General features: G+C 63.1%; 17 protein-coding genes. 4 read left to right on the plus strand and 13 right to left on the minus strand.

The features are described 5' to 3' along the window. Entirely contained in the window at positions 1-804 is an 804-nt protein-coding gene (locus JHL16_RS12670) for an ABC transporter permease (protein ID WP_200185205.1), read from the plus strand. Further along, the gene (locus tag JHL16_RS12675) at positions 804-1,895 is read left to right on the plus strand and encodes an ABC transporter ATP-binding protein (RefSeq protein WP_200185206.1); all 1,092 of its coding nucleotides are present in this window, start codon (positions 804-806) and stop codon (positions 1,893-1,895) included. The genes JHL16_RS12670 and JHL16_RS12675 overlap by 1 nt, the downstream gene beginning before the upstream one ends. Positions 1,896-2,071: 176 nt before the next feature. On the opposite strand, the gene JHL16_RS12680 is transcribed toward JHL16_RS12675, so the two are convergent. Genes JHL16_RS12680 through JHL16_RS12725 form a run of 10 tightly spaced genes read right to left on the minus strand, consistent with a single transcriptional unit; the run spans position 2,072 to position 11,464 of the window. After that, positions 2,072-2,905 (minus strand): SDR family NAD(P)-dependent oxidoreductase, encoded by an 834-nt coding sequence (locus tag JHL16_RS12680; RefSeq protein WP_200185207.1) that lies wholly within the window; start codon positions 2,903-2,905, stop codon positions 2,072-2,074. Positions 2,906-2,915: 10 nt separating this feature from the next. Beyond that, entirely contained in the window at positions 2,916-3,695 is a 780-nt protein-coding gene (locus JHL16_RS12685) for an SDR family oxidoreductase (protein WP_200185208.1), read from the minus strand. 20 nt (positions 3,696-3,715) lie between these two features. Then, on the minus strand, positions 3,716-4,504 hold the full coding sequence (locus tag JHL16_RS12690; RefSeq protein ID WP_200185209.1) for an SDR family NAD(P)-dependent oxidoreductase: 789 nt from the start codon (positions 4,502-4,504) through the stop codon (positions 3,716-3,718). A 3-nt stretch (positions 4,505-4,507) separates the two neighbouring features. Next, positions 4,508-5,311 (minus strand): ABC transporter permease, encoded by an 804-nt coding sequence (locus JHL16_RS12695; RefSeq protein WP_200185210.1) that lies wholly within the window; start codon positions 5,309-5,311, stop codon positions 4,508-4,510. Between the two features lie 5 nt (positions 5,312-5,316). Next, positions 5,317-6,150 (minus strand): ABC transporter permease, encoded by an 834-nt coding sequence (locus JHL16_RS12700; protein WP_200185211.1) that lies wholly within the window; start codon positions 6,148-6,150, stop codon positions 5,317-5,319. An 8-nt stretch (positions 6,151-6,158) separates the two neighbouring features. Next, on the minus strand, positions 6,159-7,208 hold the full coding sequence (locus JHL16_RS12705; protein WP_200185212.1) for an ABC transporter ATP-binding protein: 1,050 nt from the start codon (positions 7,206-7,208) through the stop codon (positions 6,159-6,161). 11 nt (positions 7,209-7,219) lie between these two features. Continuing rightward, entirely contained in the window at positions 7,220-8,440 is a 1,221-nt protein-coding gene (locus tag JHL16_RS12710; protein WP_200185213.1) for a mandelate racemase/muconate lactonizing enzyme family protein, read from the minus strand. A 37-nt stretch (positions 8,441-8,477) separates the two neighbouring features. Further along, complete coding sequence (locus JHL16_RS12715; protein ID WP_200185214.1) at positions 8,478-9,521, minus strand: ABC transporter substrate-binding protein; 1,044 nt, start codon at positions 9,519-9,521, stop codon at positions 8,478-8,480. Positions 9,522-9,546: 25 nt separating this feature from the next. Continuing rightward, positions 9,547-10,674 carry a zinc-binding dehydrogenase gene (locus tag JHL16_RS12720; RefSeq protein ID WP_200185215.1) on the minus strand — a complete coding sequence of 376 codons (1,128 nt, stop codon included), beginning with the start codon at positions 10,672-10,674 and terminating at the stop codon, positions 9,547-9,549. A gap of 10 nt (positions 10,675-10,684) precedes the next feature. Beyond that, positions 10,685-11,464: an SDR family NAD(P)-dependent oxidoreductase gene (locus tag JHL16_RS12725; RefSeq protein WP_200185216.1), complete on the minus strand. Its 780-nt coding sequence runs from the start codon at positions 11,462-11,464 to the stop codon at positions 10,685-10,687. A 76-nt stretch (positions 11,465-11,540) separates the two neighbouring features. On the opposite strand from JHL16_RS12725, the gene JHL16_RS12730 reads away from it, so the two are divergent. After that, positions 11,541-12,200, plus strand: a complete 660-nt coding sequence (locus tag JHL16_RS12730) for a GntR family transcriptional regulator (RefSeq protein ID WP_200185217.1) — start codon at positions 11,541-11,543, stop codon at positions 12,198-12,200. Here JHL16_RS12730 and JHL16_RS12735 read toward each other — a convergent pair. Then, a complete protein-coding gene (locus JHL16_RS12735; RefSeq protein ID WP_200185218.1) occupies positions 12,197-13,459 on the minus strand; it encodes an ankyrin repeat domain-containing protein in 1,263 nt (420 codons plus the stop codon). The genes JHL16_RS12730 and JHL16_RS12735 overlap by 4 nt on opposite strands. Before the next feature lie 214 nt (positions 13,460-13,673). On the opposite strand from JHL16_RS12735, the gene JHL16_RS12740 reads away from it, so the two are divergent. After that, positions 13,674-14,642 carry a M28 family peptidase gene (locus JHL16_RS12740; RefSeq protein ID WP_200185219.1) on the plus strand — a complete coding sequence of 323 codons (969 nt, stop codon included), beginning with the start codon at positions 13,674-13,676 and terminating at the stop codon, positions 14,640-14,642. Here JHL16_RS12740 and ggt read toward each other — a convergent pair. Further along, positions 14,639-16,372, minus strand: a complete 1,734-nt coding sequence (gene ggt, locus JHL16_RS12745; protein WP_200185220.1) for a gamma-glutamyltransferase — start codon at positions 16,370-16,372, stop codon at positions 14,639-14,641. The two genes, JHL16_RS12740 and ggt, sit on opposite strands and share 4 nt — an antisense overlap. Positions 16,373-16,434: 62 nt before the next feature. After that, on the minus strand, positions 16,435-17,187 hold the full coding sequence (locus JHL16_RS12750) for an HpcH/HpaI aldolase family protein (protein WP_200185221.1): 753 nt from the start codon (positions 17,185-17,187) through the stop codon (positions 16,435-16,437). Positions 17,188-17,196: the final 9 nt, after the last annotated feature.

The raw sequence follows: 17,196 nt of genomic DNA on the forward strand, positions 1-17,196 counted from the left end.
ATGAGATCGTCGTCGCGCCCCTTCTACATCTACGCCGTCCTCTTCATGCTGTTCCTTTATGGCCCGATCCTCCTGGCGCCGCTCTTCTCCGTCAATGACAGCATCTTCGCCACCTTCCCGCTCAAGGGTTTCACGCTTCGGCATTATGCGGAGATGGCGAACAACACCGGACTGCTCAAGGCTTTGCGCAACAGCCTGATCGTTGCCAGCGCCTCGTCGATCATCGCCACCGCCGTCAGCGTGCCGGCCGCCATCGCGCTCACCCGTTACAAGCTGCGCGGCTCAGGCCTCATCATGACCGCCATGTCGGCTCCCCTCGTCGTACCGTCGATCATTTTCGGCGTGGCGCTGCTCATCATCATCCTGCGGTTCCTCGACCTCGAGCTCACTTTGTGGACCATCGGCGCGAGCCATGTCTTCATTTCGATCCCCTTCGCCATGACGGTGCTGATGTCCAGGCTCGAAGGTTTCGACAAGAGTCTCGAGGAGGCCTCGCGCGATCTCGGCGAAGGCGCCTGGATGACCTTCCTGCGGGTGACCTTGCCGCTCGCCATGTCGGGCATCGTGTCGAGCCTGCTGCTCTGCTTCGTCACCTCCTTCGACGAATTCGTGCTCGCCTTCTTCCTGTCGGGCACCGAGACGACCTTGCCGGTCTATCTGTTCGGCCAGTTGCGCTTCCCCAATAAATTGCCGGGCATGCTGGCGCTCGGCACCACCATCCTGATGTTCTCTACGCTCATCGTCATCCTCGCCGAGATCCTACGCCGGCGCGGCGTGCAATCCAACTCTCCGGGAGAGGTCTGATGGCCGAACACACCGATGCGGTGATCGAGATCAGGGATGTCAGCAAGCTCTTCGGCCCGGTGGCAGCCGTCGATGGCGTCTCCTTCGGCATCATACGGGGTGAATTCTTCTCTCTCCTGGGCCCGTCGGGCTGCGGCAAGACCACGCTGCTGCGTATGCTGGCGGGTTTCGAGCAGCCGAGCCGCGGTGAAATCCTCATCGACAGCCAGCCGATGGCGGGCGTGCCAGCCAATAAACGCCCGACCAACATGGTGTTCCAGAGCTACGCCATTTTCCCGCATCTGAATGTCGAGGAGAATGTCGGTTACGGCCTCAGGAACCGCAAGCTCGGCAAGGACGAGACGCGGTCCAGGGTCGTCGCGGCGCTCGATCTCGTGAAGCTTTCGGGCTATGGCAAACGCGGCGCGCATCAGCTGTCCGGCGGCCAGCGCCAGCGCGTGGCGCTGGCCCGCGCGCTCGTCTGCCGGCCGAAAGTGCTGCTCCTCGACGAACCACTCGGGGCGCTCGACAAGAAGCTGCGCGAGGAGATGCAGCTGGAGCTGCGCCAATTGCAGCGCAATGTCGGCATCACCTTTGTCTTCGTGACGCATGACCAGGAAGAGGCTTTGACTCTGTCGGACCGTATTGCCGTCATGTCGTCGGGCAAGGTGCTGCAGATCGCCCGCTCCGATGATCTCTATGAAAATCCGAATTGCCGCGAAGTGGCCGAGTTCATCGGCAACATGAATCTGTTCGAAGGCAAGGTCGCCGCCGTCGCGCAAGGCAACGTCACGATCGCTACGGCCGCCGGCACGTTCACCGTGCCGCATGTGGCGCCTATCGGTGCCGGCAACGCGGTCCATCTCGCGATACGGCCCGAGAAGCTGGCGCTCTCCGCCGACAAACCAGCCCCGGGTCTCAATGCCGTCAAAGGCCGGGTCATCGCTCAGACCTATCTGGGTGACCGTCGCCAGTTTCTGACGCAAATCGACGGAATGGCGAAACCTCTCGCCATTTCGCGGCAGATCTCAGGCGCTGAATCGCCGATATCGACCGACAGCGACGTGTGGGTGACCTGGCCGCCCCAGCTCGGCCGGCTTCTGACCAGCTAAGACGCGATAAGAATTGGAACGCTCACTTCCCAACACCCCTCATGCTGAGGTGCGAGCACAGCGAGCCTCGAAGCATCCATCAGGATAGAGCGACGATGGTGAAGCAGACCCTTCGAGGCCCGCCTTCGGCGGGCACCTCAGGGTGAGGGTGATGAGTCGGGAAAACTCATGATGCACTAACTCCTCACAAAAGTCGCGAAGCGCTCGCCGTAATCGGGATGCCAGCGCGACAGCGGCGGCCGGTTCTCGATGATGTCCTGCGCCGCCCACGCGATCCGCTTCTCATCGAGGCCGCGCGCCACCTCATTGTCGGGACAGAGGATGTAGAAGTCGCCCTGCCCCAGCCGTTCGATCATGAAATCCACCGTCTGCTCGGGCGTCCAGGCGCCTTCCGGCTTGTCCGCCCGCCCCTTGGCGGTGAGGCCGGTGAAGACGAAGCCCGGAATGAGGAGATGCGCCGTCACCTGGCAATCCTTCCGCGACCGCAATTCATGCTGCAGCGCCTCGGTGAAGACCTTTACGCCGGCTTTCGCGACATTATAGGCGGGATCACCCGGCGGCGTCGTAATGCCCTGTTTCGAGCCGGTGTTGATGATGAGGCCCGGCGTGCCTTGCGCCAGCATATTGGGCGCGAAGATCTGCGTGCCGTGAATGACACCTAGGAGATTGACGGTCAGGACCTGGTCCCAATTCTCCCACGCGCCGAAGATCTGGCTGCCCGGCTGAATGCCGGCATTGTTCATCACCACATCGATCCGGCCGAAATGCTCGCGCACCGTCTGCTCGACATTCCGCAATTCCTCAGGAATGCCGACATCGCAAGGCGCGATCAGACAGTCCTGGACGTCACCGAGATCGCTCGCCGCCTGCATCAGCCGCTCGGCATCCCGGTCGACGATGCAGACCTTCAGGCCAAGCGCCAGAAACTTCCGCGCCGCGGCGAGGCCGATCCCCGACGCGCCACCGGTGATGACCGCGACATTGCCGGGCTTCAGGGCTGCGATACTCATCCCGTCCTCCTCACAGCACGCCCGGATAGGCGCCGCCATCGATCAGCAGATTCTGGCCCGTAATGTAGCCGGCATGGGCCGAGCACAAAAAGGCGCAGGCCTTGCCGAATTCTTCCGGGCTGCCGAAGCGTTTCGCCGGAATGGCCTTCTCTTCCTCGGCACGCAACGCATCGACGCCGACACCTTGCTTCAAGGCGGCCATGTTGAGCCCGTCGGTCAGACGGCGTGTCTCGAAGGAGCCCGGCAGCAGGAAATTGATGGTGACATTGGCATGCGCCACCGAGCGCGCCACGCCGGCGAGGAAGCCGGTGAGGCCGAGCCGCGCCCCGCTCGACAGGTCGAGCCCCGCCAGCGGCATCTTCACCGAACCCGAGGTGATATTGACGATGCGCCCGAAACGGCGCGCCACCATGCCGTCGATCACCGCCTGAACGAGCTCGATCGGGCTCACCATGTTGTTAACGAGGCCTTGGAGTTGCGCCTCGCGGTCGACCTGGCGGAAATCGCGGTAGGGTGGACCGCCATTATTGTTCACCAATATGTCGACATAGGGCACCTCGGCCAGAATCCGGCTTTGGCCGTCGGCTGTCGCCACATCGGCGACGACCGGTATCACGGTGGCGCCCGTCTCGCCGGCAATCTCCCGGGCGGTTTCCTCGAGCGCCGTCTTGTCGCGACCATTGATCACCACCGTGCAGCCCGCTTTGGCGAGCTCGACGGCGCAGGCCTTGCCAAGCCCCCGGCTCGAGGCGCACACGACCGCATTGCGTCCGGCAATATCCAAATCCACGTTGCTTCTCCGTCGATGGTTTAGAAGGTCGCCGAAGCGCCGCCATCGACGCTCAGGATCTGACCCGTCACATATTGTGCGTCATCCGAGCAGAGGAAGAAAGCGGGTCCTGCCATATCGGCCGGCTTGCCGTAACGGCGCATCGGAATCCGCCCATGTTTTACATAGATGTCACGGAACCAGTCGGCATCATATTCATGTGACCCGTCGGGGCGGATCGACATCGGCGTGTCGACGAAGCCCGGCGCGATGGCATTCACCATGATATTGTGGGGCGCCAGATCGCAGGCGAGCGCCCGGGTGAAATTGACGATGCCGCCCTTGGCTGTGGCATAGGCGATCTGGTTGGGCCAGCCGCGCAGGCCGAGGATCGAGGCGATATTGAGAATGCGCCGGCCCTCGCCTGCCTTCTTGATGAGCGGCACGAAAGCCATCGCCATGCGCACCGCGCCATCCTGGTTGATGGCGATCACCCGCTGATAGTCCTCGAATTTCATCGTCTCGATCTGGGTGTCGGCCCCGATGGCCGCATTGTTGACCAGGATTTCGCAGCGCCCATGCGCTTCGTCCACCTGATGCGCCAAGGCGGCGACGGAGGCCGCATCGGCGATATCGAGCCTGGCGGCGCCGACCCGATGCCCCTGTTCCACCAGTTTCGCGGCAGACGCCTTCGCCTTGTCGAAAGCGATATCGGCCAGGATGACGATGGCGCCTTCCTCGGCAAGACGCGTGCCGATGCCGAGGCCGATGCCTTGCGCCCCGCCCGTCACCACCGCCACACGATCCTCGAGCCTCCGGCCTCTGTCCATTTCCTACCCCTCTTCCACCTGTCCCCTGGGCTTCATGCGCCAGGCCACGATTATGGCGAGAATGATGGAGACCAGCAAAACCAAAGTCACCAGCGCATTGATTTCAGGGCTGAAGCCCACCCGCATCATCGCCCAGAGCCTGAGTGGCAAGGTCATCTGATCGCCCGCCACGAAAGTGCTGATCAGCGTTTCATCGAAGGACAGCGTCAAGGCCAGAACCGCGCCGGTCATCACCGCCGAAGCGAGATGCGGCAGCAGCACATAACGCAAGGTCTGGAAGCGCCCGGCGCCCAGATCGAAGGACGCCTCGATGAGCGAATGCGGCAGCGCCTGGAGCCTTGTCAGCACCAGGCGATAGGCGACGGCCAGCACGAATACCGCATGGCCGAGCACGATGGTGGCAAGCCCGCGATTGAGGCCGAGCTCGGCCGAGGCGACGAGAAGCGCGAGCCCCGTCACGATCGGCGGCAGCAGGAACGGCAGATAGATGACGAGTTCCAGCATGCGCCGGCCGATGGCGCCTTCCCATTCGGTATAAAGCGCCAGCACCAGCGCCAGCACAGTCGCCACGGCGACCGATATCAGGGCGACGATCGCGGTATTGGAGAAGGCGCCCATCACGCTTGGATTGGACCACAGCGTCACATAATGCCTGAAGCTCAGCGTCTCCCACAGGATCTTGCCCTGACGGATCTCGACGATCGAGAACAGCAGGCTGATGAACACGGGCAAATAGAGAAGGATGAAAACCAGGCCGGTCACCAGGCCGGCGATCCATAGAGGCAATCTGTCGCCCGCTGACCGCATCGCCGTCACACCCGCTGCCGGCTGATCGAATAGCCGGCGAGAAGAATGCCGATGAGTGCGGTAATGAACAGGATCGTCGCCATGGCCGCGCCGAATGGCCAGTTGTAAGCAAGCCCGAATTGCGAATAGATGACCCGCCCGATGGTGAAGCCGGTGGTGCCGCCCACCATTTGCGGCGTCACGAAATCGCCGAGCGCCAGGACGAAGGCGAAGAGCGCGCCGGCGATGGTGCCCGGCAAGGATAGCGGCAGAACGATGCGGCGGAATGTGTCCCAGCTGCCGGCGCCGAGATCGAGCGACGCCTGCAGCAGCGAGCGCGGGATGCGCTCCAGCGCCAGGAAGATCGGCAGGACGACGAAAGGCAGATAGATCACCACCATGGTGATGAGTACCGCACGCTGATTGAACAGGAAGGCCTGGCTCGGCTTTTCGAGGATGCCGAGGCCCAGCAGCGCTTGGTTGACGAGTCCGTTCAAGCCCAGCATCGAGCGAAGCGTATAAAGCTTGACGATGTAACTCATGAACAGCGGCATCACCGCCAGCAGCAGAAGCAGGTAACGGCGCGATCCCTTCTGTTGCCAGATGAACCAGGCGACCGGATAGCCGATGAGCACTGCGACGCCCATGACTTCGAGACAGAGCAGCACAGTGCCGAGGAAGGTGCCGAAATAGGTCCAGTTGCCGAAGAAGCTGCTGTAATTGCCGAAGGTGATCTCGCGGATGATCACATTTTTCTCGGCCCGGAACAGCGACAGGAGGAGAAAGCTCGCGATCGGCGCCACGATCAGGAGCGCCGGCACGACGGCGATGCCGAGAAAGATGAGCCAACGTCTTCGCATCTCCGTCATCATCGGCTCACCACGACCGCATCGGCCGGATCATAGGTGAGGCTCACCAGGTCACCCGGAATGGGCGCTTCGGCGCGCTGCCCGCCGGCGAGCCTGAGATCGAGCTTCACCGAGCGGTCGGCCGCGGCATGCAGGATGAGCTTCGTCATCGCGCCGCCGAATATGGCTTCTTCCACCTCCGCCCGGATCGTCACCGGTCCCTGCCCGAGCTTCAGCGATTCCGGCCTTATGCAGAGCAGCACGTCCTGCCCCGTCCGGACCTCGGACGTATCGGCGCAGAGAAGCTCGCCGGCCGTCGTCTGCAGCTTGCCCGGCCCTGCCAGGACTCCGGGGATCAGATTATTGTCGCCGAAGAAGCCCGCCACGAAACGCGTGCGTGGCTTGAAATAGATATCCTTGGGCGAGCCGACCTGCTCGATGCGGCCCTGGCTCATCACCACGATGCGGTCCGACATGGTGATCGCCTCGTCCTGATCATGGGTGACGAAGACGAAGGTCGTCTCGATGCGGCGCTGGATCTGCTTGAGGAACAGTTGCATCTGCCGGCGCAGGGTGGCGTCGAGTGCCGCCAGCGGCTCGTCGAGCAGGATCACCTTGGGCTCGCAGACGATGGCGCGCGCCAAGGCGACACGCTGCTTCTGGCCGCCCGACAATTGCGCCGGATAGCGATCGCGCAGCGACGACAATCCGACGATATCGAGCGTATCGTCGATGAGTTTCGCTGTCTTGGGCCCGTTGCGGCGCTGGACCAGCGGCCCATAACCGGCATTCTCCAGCACCGTCATATGCGGGAAGAGCGCGTAGTCCTGGAAAACCGTGTTGAAAGGCCGGCGGTTGGCGGCGAGCCTGGTGATGTCCTGCCCCTCGAACAGGATCTGCCCGCCCGACGCCTCGGTGAAGCCGCCCATCAGTCGGAGCACCGTGGTCTTGCCGGAGCCCGAGGGCCCGAGCAGCGTCAGGAACTCGCCATTCGCCACCCCGAGCGACAGAGGATGCAGAACCTCGACCGGCCCGTAACGTTTCGTGACGTCTCTGAGTTCGAGCCCCATCGGTCCCCCGTTCAGGCGACAGTATAGCGCTTCACCACGTCCCAATCGACCTCGACGCCGAGGCCGGGTTTCGTCGGCAGCGCGATGGTGCCGTCCGGTGCCAGCACCAGCTCTTCCTGCGCCAGCTCGCGGCGCAGCCGCTCATGGCAGAGCTGCGGCGGCAGATATTCGATGAAGGCGCAATGATCGGTGACGAAGGCCAGATGCGCCGTGGCGGAGATCGATATGCCGGTCTTCCAGCAATGCGGCACGATGGTGCGCCCGCGTACTTTCGCCATGTCGCAGACGATCTTCGCCTCGCCGATGCCGCCGACGCGGCCGACATCGGGCTGCGCCACCTGCACTTTGCCGATATCCAGAAGTTCCTCGAATTCGAAGCGCGTCGCGAGCCACTCACCAAATGCCAAAGGCATCGGCGCCTTCTCGGCCAGTTTCGCCATCTCCTTGACATTGTCGGACCACAGCGGCGTCTCGAGGAAATAGGGTTTGAACTCACCCCAGTCCTTAACGACCGAATAACAGGTGTCGGCATCTTCCCATAGATACTGCACATCGACCATCAAGGTGACGTCATAGCCGATCGTCTTGCGTACAGCGGCCAGCACCTCCGTGTGGCGGTCGTAGCTTTCCCGCATGCCGCCATGGGCATAGGGGCCGTTCATGGTGATCTCGGTCTTCATCGCCCTGAAGCCGAGCTTCTTGGCGCGCAAGGCGGATTCACACAAGGCGTCGCGATACTCCTCGAAGCGCCGGCCGGCCGGCTGCAATGAGGCATAGGGCGTGATCGTCTTCCTTGTCGCACCGCCGAGAAGTGCATGGACCGGCTCATCCACCGCCTTGCCGCACAGATCCCACAGCGCCATCTCGACGGCGCTCAGCGCGTGGATGACCATGCCGCGCCGCCCGTTCATCGCCGTGCCGATATAGGCCTTGCGCCACAGCTCGCCGATGTCAAAGGGATCGGCGCCGATGAGCATCTCCTTGATGGAGAGGCCCATCGTATGGGTGCCCGGCGCCTCGATGCAGGCTTTCGCCATCCACGGATTGGCGTCGCATTCCCCCACGCCGCTCACGCCGCCGTCGGTATGGATGACGACGACGAGACTGTCCTGCGCCGATGAGGTGAAGCTCACATCATAATCGGGCGCCAGCAGCACATGGCATTCTATGTCGGTGATCTTGAGGCGCGGCGGTGTGGTCGTGAGCTGCGGCGAGACCGTCATCAGCGTCATGGTAACTCCATCATGCGTGGTAAAAAGGGAGGCCGGTCTACCCGGCCTTTATCTCATTCCAGAGCGCCACCCGCTTCTCGTAATTCTCGGCGGTTTCGAGCCAGGAAAGCTTGTCGCCGTAAGTGAGGCCGGCGGCCTTGTTCACATCGACATTGGTCGTATTGCCGTAATTGTGCTTCTCGGTGAGCGCCTTGCCGACCGCGCCGTCGAGACAGGCATTCATCCAGGCGAGCGCCAGCTCCTTGTCCTTCGCGCCGGCCGACAATTCCCAGCAATCGAGCCAGCCGACCGCCTTCTCCTTGGGGATGGTCAGCGCCGCCTTGACGCCCTTCTTCACCAGCGCCGGCACTTGCGGCTCACCCATCGAATACATGAGCTTGATGCCGTTCTGGGCGAAGAGATTCACCCCGTCGTCGAAGCCGGCATAATAGCTGAGCAGGAACTTCTTCTGACCCGTCAGCTTCTCCTTCACCTTGGCGAAGTCGTCATCGGTGAGCTTATAGGGATTGGCGGCGCCGACGATCAGCGCGCCGAGCGTGATCGAGTTGTTGGCGTCGTCCTGCCACAACATCTGCTGGGCGTATTTCTCGTCCCACATGACTTCCCAACTCTCGGGCGGCGTCGGGAATGCGTCGGTGTCATAAACGAGCGGCAGCGAGCCCCAGGCAAAGGGCAGGCCATAGCGCTCCTCGCCCTGCATTACCGCTTTCACGGTGGCGAATTCGGGTGCCAGATTCTTCAGATTGGGCAGCTTGGCCGGGTCGATGGGCTGCAGCAATTTGGCATCGACATAACGCGGGAAAAGCGAGGTGTCGAAGGAGACGAGATCGAAGTCGGCGCCTTGCGAGCCCTGCATCTTGGCGAACATCTCATCAGCCGAGCCGGCATAGACGACATTTACTGTGGCGCCCGTGTCCGACTTGAACTTGTCGAGCCATTCGGGCTCGGCATAACCTTCCCAGGTCAGGATCCGCAATGTGCGGTCCTGGGCGCGAAGCACGGCGGGAGCCGCCAGGGTGGCGGCGGCGGTGGCGAGCGATCCCGTGAGGAAGCGCCGGCGGTCGACAGTGGTCAAGATCATGCTGTTCCTCCTTTTATGTTATGCGTCAAAATCCGTCGAAGCGCAGGACGACGCGGTTGACGCGCCCCGTTTCGACCAGAGCGATGGCTTCGTTGATGCGCTCGAAGCTCCAGACCTCGCTGACGAGCGATTTGAGATCGAGCAGTCCATGCTTGACGAAACGCAGCGCCTTGGGAAAGTCGATCATCGGCCGGGTCGAGCCATAGCTCGAGCCGATGACGCGGTTCTCGTCCTGCGCAATCCAGTAAGGTGGAAAGCCCGCCAGCGCATTTTCGGTCGGCTGTCCGATCAGCACCGTGGTGCCGGCCCGTCTTGTGGCCCGATAGCAAAGCTCGGCCTGCTCGGTGATGCCGGTCGCCTCGAAAGTGAAATCGGCGCCGTCGCCGGTGATGGCGCGCACCTGCGCCACCGGATCGCCTTCCGATGCATCGACGAAATGCGTCGCGCCGAAATGCAGCGCCTCCACTTTCTTCTCGGGCCTGACATCGACGGCGACGATGGGGAAGGCATTGCAGAGCTTGGCGCCCTGGACGACGCTGAGGCCAACGCCGCCGCAGCCGAACACGGCGACGCTGTCGCCGGGCCGGAGCCGCGCCGTGTTGATCGCCGCACCAATGCCCGCCATCGCGCCGCAGCCCAGAAGGCAGGCCTCTTCGGACGAGGTTTCAGGCTCGACACGGATCGCGCCATTATGCGGCACGATCGTATATTCGCAGAAGGACGAGACGAGGCTCAGATGATGGATGGGCTTGCCGTCGCGCTCGAAGAAGCGCGTTGTATTGTCCCACATCGTGCCAAGCGCCGCGGCGCGCGCCACTTCCTCGCACAGCACCATGCGGCCGGCGACGCAGAAGCGGCACTGGCCGCAGGACGGCGTGAAGGTGAGCACCACTTTCTCACCGATGCGCGACTTTGATACACCGGGACCGACGGACTCGATGATGCCGCAGGCCTCGTGTCCCAGGATCACCGGCTTCGGATGTGCCCACACACCGCGCAGATAATGGATATCGCTCCGGCAGATGCCGGTGGTCTCGATCTTCACCCGCACTTCCATCGCATGCGGATCATCGATCTTCACCTGGCGGAGCGAAAGCACATCGCCTTCGCCCGGCGCATCGCAGACGGCGGCAAGCATGTCGAGCTGAGCCATGGCGCCCTCCTCACACCATGACCAGGCCGCCATCGACCGGCAACACCGTGCCGGTGATGAAGCTTGCCTGATCGGAAGCCAGGAACAGGACGGCGCTCGCCACCTCCGCCGGCGTCGCGTAACGCCCGATCGGATGCAGCCCGGCCAGCACCTTCATGCCGGCCGCCTCGCCGCCTTCCATGCCCGAGGCATAACCGCGCGTCAGCGGCGTATCAATGACGCCCGGCGCCACTGCATTGGCGCGCAGTCCCTGCTTGGCATAATCGGCGGCGATGCAGCGGGCGAGATGATGGAGACCCGCTTTGGCGACATTGTAGGCGACATCGCCTTCCCAGGCGACGAGCCCCGCCACCGATCCGACGAAAGTCACCGAAGGCTTCGTGCCTTTGACCAGCGCCGGCAGCAGGCGCTTCGAAAGATGGAAGGCGGCATTGAGATGCAGACCGATCATCCGGTCCCAGGTGTCATCGTCGGTTTCATGGGTGGGGGCGGTGCGGCTCACATCGATGCCCGCGCAATGCACGAAGATGTCGAGGCCGCCGAGCGTGGCAAGCACTTCTCTTGCCGCCCGGTCGAGTGCCGTGCGGTCGAGAAGATCGGCTTCGACCACACTCACTTGCCGTTCCGGCGACGACAGCCGCACCGCCATGGCACGCGCCTGCGTTCCATGCCGCGACGCACCGATCGCCACATGGGCGCCGGCGCCGGCCAGGGCTTCCACCACGGACGCCCCGATGCCGCTCGATCCGCCGGTCACATAGGCCCGCCGGCCCACCAAAATCCCAGACATTTCCTGTATTTCCCTGGTATTTTATTATGCTAATGTGCTAATTGTATACAAATAGCATGAATAGGCAAGGGCTTCCTTGGCTGCCGATACGCGATCCTCACCCGCACCTGCCCGACAGAGCCTCGCCGAGCAGGCCGCCGACGTCATCGTGACCGGGATCTATTCGGGCGCGCTCAAGCCCGGCGCGCGGCTCTTCGAAAAGGAGCTCGCGCAGCAACTCGCCATGAGCCGCGTACCCTTGCGCGAGGCGCTGAAGATCCTCGAGGCGCAAGGCATCGTCGAATCCATTCCCCATAAGGGCAGCCGCATCACTCTCTTCGGCGAGGAACGTACCGGCCATATCGTCGAGGCACGCATCGCGCTCGAGCGCATCGCCGTGACCGCGGCCGCGCCCCGTTACAAGGCCAACCCGGCGTTCGCCTCAGGCCTCGATCACCTCATCACGCGCATGGAAAGTGCTGCCGCCCAGCTCGACTGGATCACCATCAGCAAGGCCGATCTCGATTTCCACCGCGAGATCTGCCGGGTCAGCGGCAATGAAATCATCGGCAAGCTGTGGGAGTCGCTCGCCCGCCATGTCTTCATCACCTTCGGGCTGGAGAAGCGCAAGCCTGAGGACGCGGCGGCGCTGGGCGAACAGCACCGCCGCCTGCGCGATCTCCTCGTCGCCGGCGACGTCGCCAGCCTTCAGTCGGAGATCGAAGCCCATATCCTGCGCATCAGACGGCGGACTTAAGCCCCCTCATTCAGCGCCGTCCCATCCGCGGGCCCCGTCGCCTCGCTGCCGATCCTGAGGCGATGCCCGTCGATATCCTCGACATTCATTTCGCGCAGGCCCCACGGAAAATTGGCCGGCGCCTGGCGGATGATCGCACCGCTCTTCTTGTAATCCTCATAAAGCGCATCGACATCCCGGATGAAGATCGAGATCCACATGCCGCGCGCACCCTGCGCATCGTGGCACAGGAAAATCCGGATCGAGTCACGGAAGACGCAGCCGAAACTGGGCGGCGAGCCCCAATCCCATTCCTTGTAAAAGCCGAGCTTCTCCACATAATAGGCGATGGAAGCCGTCACATCCTTCACATTGAGGATCGGAACGGCGGATTCGAACCGGTTGTCGCTTTGCTCGGCGGGGCTCGCACCCGCCGCGACGAGCGCCTTGGCGATCCTGCTGTCCATTTTTGGCGACACATAGTTGAGGGGCGTGTTGCCGCGATCGTCCTTGGCGCCCGGATCGGCGCCAAGCTCGAGCAGCAGCGCCACCATGTCCGGCCGCTCCTTCAGCACCGCGAAATGAAGCGGCATGCGGCGATGCTCGAAGCGGCTCATCTGCCGGCTCAGCAGGTGAGGATCGGCCTTGACGAGCTTGCGCACCGGATCGGCGCGGTTGAGGGCGACGGCTGAGAAGATCGTCGGCGCGGCCCCCTTGGCCAGCAGATAGTCCGCGACCTCGCTCTGGATATGCTGGAAGCAGGTGGCCCAGCCGATCACACTCATCTCGTGATCATCCCCGGCCCCCTCGACATCACCGCCGACCGCGACGAGACGCTTCACGACAGCGAGGTGGCCCTCGGCCGCCGCCCAATGGAGTGGACAGGCGCGGTCGAACTTGTCGCGCTCATTGACGTCGCAGCCGAGGTCGAGCAGCAGGTTGACGCAATCGAGATGCCCGCTTTGCGCCGCGAGATGCAGGAGCGGCATCCGCCACTGGCCACCGGTGAGCGTGATCTTGGCCGGATAGTCGGCAAGCAGGCGCTTGAGCTCGACCGCATTGCCGGTCGTCACGGCGGCGATGATCTGGCCGTCGGCGCTTTCGACATCGACATGCGCCTTGAGTGCCCGCCAGCTCGCAAAGCCATAGTCGCGCGCGATGGCGAGCTGGGCTTGATGCAGCTTGGTTTCGGGATCCTTCACCCGCAATTCAGCCAGATGTTCCTTGGCGGCTTTCTTCAGCCACGCCAGATCGGGACGTTCGGGGAGTGCTTTAGTCATAGAACACCTTCTTTCGAGGCGCCCGGTGTCCGCGGCTCACGGGCCGGAAAGAAGATGTGAATCACATCATGCGTGGAGGCGGGTTCAACCCTTTACGCGGACCGTCGGTCGCCTGCTCGACCGTTGCGGCGATCATATGGACTCCGCCACAGTAAAGTCAACTTCCACCCGAAATGTCTCCGCGCCAAAGTCGGGTCTCAAAATCACAACGCCTATGCGCCTCTTTCTCAAGCTTGCCCTCACGGTCGCAGCCCTACTGCTTGTGCTGATCGGCTTGACCGTCCAGCCACTGTTCCGGCAGACGAAGGTGATCGCAGTACCGGCAGTGTCGCCCGAACGCCTGAAGGCGCATGTGCGCATGCTGAGCGAGACCTTGCATCCGCGCAGCGTCGAGGAACTGACCAATCTCGAGGCGGCGGCCAGCTACATCCACACCGAGTTCACCGCAACGGGCGCCGTCGTCGCCGACCAATGGTTCACGGACCGCGGTGAGAAATACCGCAATGTGATCGCCCGTTTCGGACCGGCGGAAGGCCCGCTCCTCGTCATCGGCGCGCATTATGATTCCTTTGAGACGACACCCGGCGCCGATGACAATGCCAGCGGCGTTGCCGGACTCATCGAACTGGCGGGCCTTCTCGGCCGTCATCCGCCGCAACGGCCGATCGAGCTCGTGGCCTATACGAACGAAGAGCCGCCGCATTTCCGATACCCGTCCATGGGCAGCGCCCATCATGCGGAATCACTGCGGGCCGGCGGCCGCGAGGTCTCGCTGATGCTGGCGCTCGAAATGGTCGGCTGGTTCAGCGACGCGCCGGACAGCCAGACCTATCCTGTGCCCGGTATGACTCTCCTCTATCCCGACAAGGGCGATTTTATCGCCATCATCGGCCGCTTCGGCGATTGGTCCGAAACACGTGAAGTGAAGGCCGCGATGCGGAGCGCCGGCGATCTTCCGGTCCACTCCATGAACAGTCTCGCGGTGATCCCCGGCGTCGACTTCTCCGACCATCTCAATTATTGGGCCGAAGGTTACCCGGCGCTGATGACCACCGACACCGCCTTCTACCGCAATCCCTACTATCATGCGGCCGAAGACACCTATGACAGGCTCGACTATACGCGGATGGCCAAGGTCGTCGAAGGCGTCTTCGCCGTCGTGCAAGTCCACTCAGCCCGTTAATAGCCCACCGCCTCGCCCGCTTGCGCCCGGCTGTCGATGGCGCCGTTGAGACGCGCGCCGCCGCCTTTCTCGATTTCGCTGAGGCTTGCGCCGCCTACGAGAATGCCGGCCGCCTGGCCCCAGGTTTTGCCAGGCCCCGCCATGTCGAGCTTGTAGCCCATGCCCGCGAGAATCTTCTGGGTGTCGGGCGACAGCCCATTCGCTTCGATATAGACCGTGTCGGGCAGCCACTGATGATGGACACGCGGCGCGTCGATCGCTTCTCGTATATTCATGCCGTGATCGATGACATTGATGATGGCCTCGAGCGTGATGGTGATGATGCGTGACCCACCCGGGCTGCCGATCACCATGAACACCTTCCCGTCCTTGGAGACGATGGTCGGGCTCATCGAGGAGAGCGGCGTCTTCTTGGGCGCGACGGCATTGGCCTCGCCCTGCACCAGCCCGTAGAGATTGGGCACGCCGGGCTTCTGGGTGAAATCATCCATCTCGTTGTTGAGCAGGATGCCGGTGCCCGGCGCCACCACGCCCGCCCCGAAGTTGCCGTTGAGCGTATAGGTGACGGCAACGGCATTGCCGTCCTTGTCGACGATCGAATAATGCGTCGTCTCGGTGCTCTCGCCGAAGCCCTTGGGCATCAGGTCCTTGGAGACGCCGGCGTGGTATTTGTCGATCTTGCTGCGGATCTCGGCCGCGTAGGCCTTGTCGGTCAGCTTCGCCACCGGATTTTCCACGAAGGCCGGATCGCCCAGCGCCGAGTTGCGGTCGACATAAGCAAACCGCATCGCTTCCACCATCAGATGCACCGTCTCGGCCGACCCGAAGCCCAGATAGGAGATCGGGTAGCCCTCCAGCACATTGAGGATCTCGCAGATGATGAGGCCGCCCGAGCTCGGCGGGGGCGAGGAGACGATGTCATAGCCGCGATAGGAGCAGGTGACGGGCGCCAGCTCGCGCACCGAATAAAGCTCGAAGTCGGCTTTTGCGAGGATGCCGCCCTGCTCTGAGCTCGCTTTGACGATCTTGTCGGCGATGTCGCCCTTGTAGAAGGCGTCCGCCCCCTTCTCGGAGATGCTCGCCAATGCCGCACCGAGATCGGCCTGCACCAGCGTCTCGCCCATCGCATAAGGCTTGCCATCGGCCTTGAGGAAAATCTGCGCCGCAGCCTTGTCCTTGGCCAGCCGCTTGGCGTTGCGGGCCAGCATATCGGCATCGCCCTGATTGAGGACGAAACCTTCCCTGGCGAGCTTAACCGCCGGCGCCATCAGCTCGGCGCGCGTTTTGCTGCCGTATTTCTCGCGCGCCATCTCGAAGCCTGCCACCGATCCCGGCACGCCGACGGCGAGATAACCGTCGAGGCTCAGGCCTTCGACCGGCTTGCCGTCCTTGTCGAGATACATGGTCTTGGTCGCGGCGAGCGGCGCCCTTTCGCGGAAATCGAGGAAGGTCGAGGATCCGTCCTTGAAGCGGATGGTCATGAAGCCGCCGCCGCCGATATTGCCGGCTGAGGGATAGGCCACCGCCAGCGCATAACCGACCGCGACCGCCGCATCGACGGCATTGCCGCCCTGCTTCATCACGTCGACGCCGATCCTGGAGGCGAGATGCTGCGCCGTCACCACCATGCCGTTCTCGGCCTTGACCGGCGCCGGCGAGGCGGCAAAGGCTTCCCCGACAAAGAATACGGACAGGACGACAGCTGTCGCCGCGCGGCGCATCTCCAACATGATCGCTCTCCCTCAATCAAGCCTGCCGTCCGGCGGCCATCATAGCGGAAAGCTTGGCGATGTCAGCAAGCTGCCGCGACCTTCGCCGCCGCCGTCATGTAAGCGACATCGGCGCCGATCGACGTCCACAGGAAGCCCATGTCGAGCATGCGGCGCGCATAGGCCGGTGTGGCCACATGGATGCCGGCGACGACTCCGGCGGCAGCACTTCGCTTGAGGAGATGCGCATAGATCGCGAGGATTTCCGGCTCCTCGCGATCGAGAATGGGGGGCAAGCCCATCGAGAAGCCGAGATCGGTCGGTCCGACATAGATCGAATCGATGCCGGGCACGGCCAGGATGTCGTCGATATTGTCGACGCCTTGCTTGGTTTCGATCATGGCGATCACCAGCGTCTCGTCATTGGCCGTCGCCTGATAGGAGGATGGCCCATAAGTATAGAGGCCGGCCCTGACCGGACCGTTGCTGCGCGTGCCACGCGGCGGATATTTCGCGGCCCTGACCAGCGCCTCGGCCTCCGCCTCGCTGCCGATCATCGGGCAGATGATGCCATGGGCGCCGGCATCGAGCGTCTTGCCGATGATGCCGGCCTCATTGGCCGGCACCCGTGCCAGGCGGGCGACCGGATGCGCATGCAGCGCCTGGAAGCAGGCGACCATCGACTGATAATCCTGCACGCCATGTTGCATATCGACGATGAGACCGTCGAAACCGGTCTGCGCCATGCTCTCGGCGGTAAAGGCCGATGGAATGAGAAGCCAGCTCAAGGTCGCCTTCTGCTTCTGCGCGAAGCGCCGCTTCAAGGGATTGTTCATGACCATCTC

The sequence above is a fragment of the Taklimakanibacter albus genome (genome assembly GCF_016595235.1).
GTDB lineage: Bacteria > Pseudomonadota > Alphaproteobacteria > Rhizobiales > Aestuariivirgaceae > Taklimakanibacter > Taklimakanibacter albus.

Coding starts and splice junctions, on each gene's coding strand:
- JHL16_RS12670 (WP_200185205.1), top strand. CDS start 1: ATGAGATCGTCGTCGCGCCCCTTCTACATCTACGCCGTCCTCTTCATG.
- JHL16_RS12675 (WP_200185206.1), top strand. CDS start 804: ATGGCCGAACACACCGATGCGGTGATCGAGATCAGGGATGTCAGCAAG.
- JHL16_RS12680 (WP_200185207.1), bottom strand. CDS start 2,905: ATGAGTATCGCAGCCCTGAAGCCCGGCAATGTCGCGGTCATCACCGGT.
- JHL16_RS12690 (WP_200185209.1), bottom strand. CDS start 4,504: ATGGACAGAGGCCGGAGGCTCGAGGATCGTGTGGCGGTGGTGACGGGC.
- JHL16_RS12695 (WP_200185210.1), bottom strand. CDS start 5,311: ATGCGGTCAGCGGGCGACAGATTGCCTCTATGGATCGCCGGCCTGGTG.
- JHL16_RS12700 (WP_200185211.1), bottom strand. CDS start 6,150: ATGCGAAGACGTTGGCTCATCTTTCTCGGCATCGCCGTCGTGCCGGCG.
- JHL16_RS12705 (WP_200185212.1), bottom strand. CDS start 7,208: ATGGGGCTCGAACTCAGAGACGTCACGAAACGTTACGGGCCGGTCGAG.
- JHL16_RS12710 (WP_200185213.1), bottom strand. CDS start 8,440: ATGACGCTGATGACGGTCTCGCCGCAGCTCACGACCACACCGCCGCGC.
- JHL16_RS12715 (WP_200185214.1), bottom strand. CDS start 9,521: ATGATCTTGACCACTGTCGACCGCCGGCGCTTCCTCACGGGATCGCTC.
- JHL16_RS12720 (WP_200185215.1), bottom strand. CDS start 10,674: ATGGCTCAGCTCGACATGCTTGCCGCCGTCTGCGATGCGCCGGGCGAA.
- JHL16_RS12725 (WP_200185216.1), bottom strand. CDS start 11,464: ATGTCTGGGATTTTGGTGGGCCGGCGGGCCTATGTGACCGGCGGATCG.
- JHL16_RS12735 (WP_200185218.1), bottom strand. CDS start 13,459: ATGACTAAAGCACTCCCCGAACGTCCCGATCTGGCGTGGCTGAAGAAA.
- JHL16_RS12740 (WP_200185219.1), top strand. CDS start 13,674: ATGCGCCTCTTTCTCAAGCTTGCCCTCACGGTCGCAGCCCTACTGCTT.
- ggt (WP_200185220.1), bottom strand. CDS start 16,372: ATGTTGGAGATGCGCCGCGCGGCGACAGCTGTCGTCCTGTCCGTATTC.
- JHL16_RS12750 (WP_200185221.1), bottom strand. CDS start 17,187: ATGAACAATCCCTTGAAGCGGCGCTTCGCGCAGAAGCAGAAGGCGACC.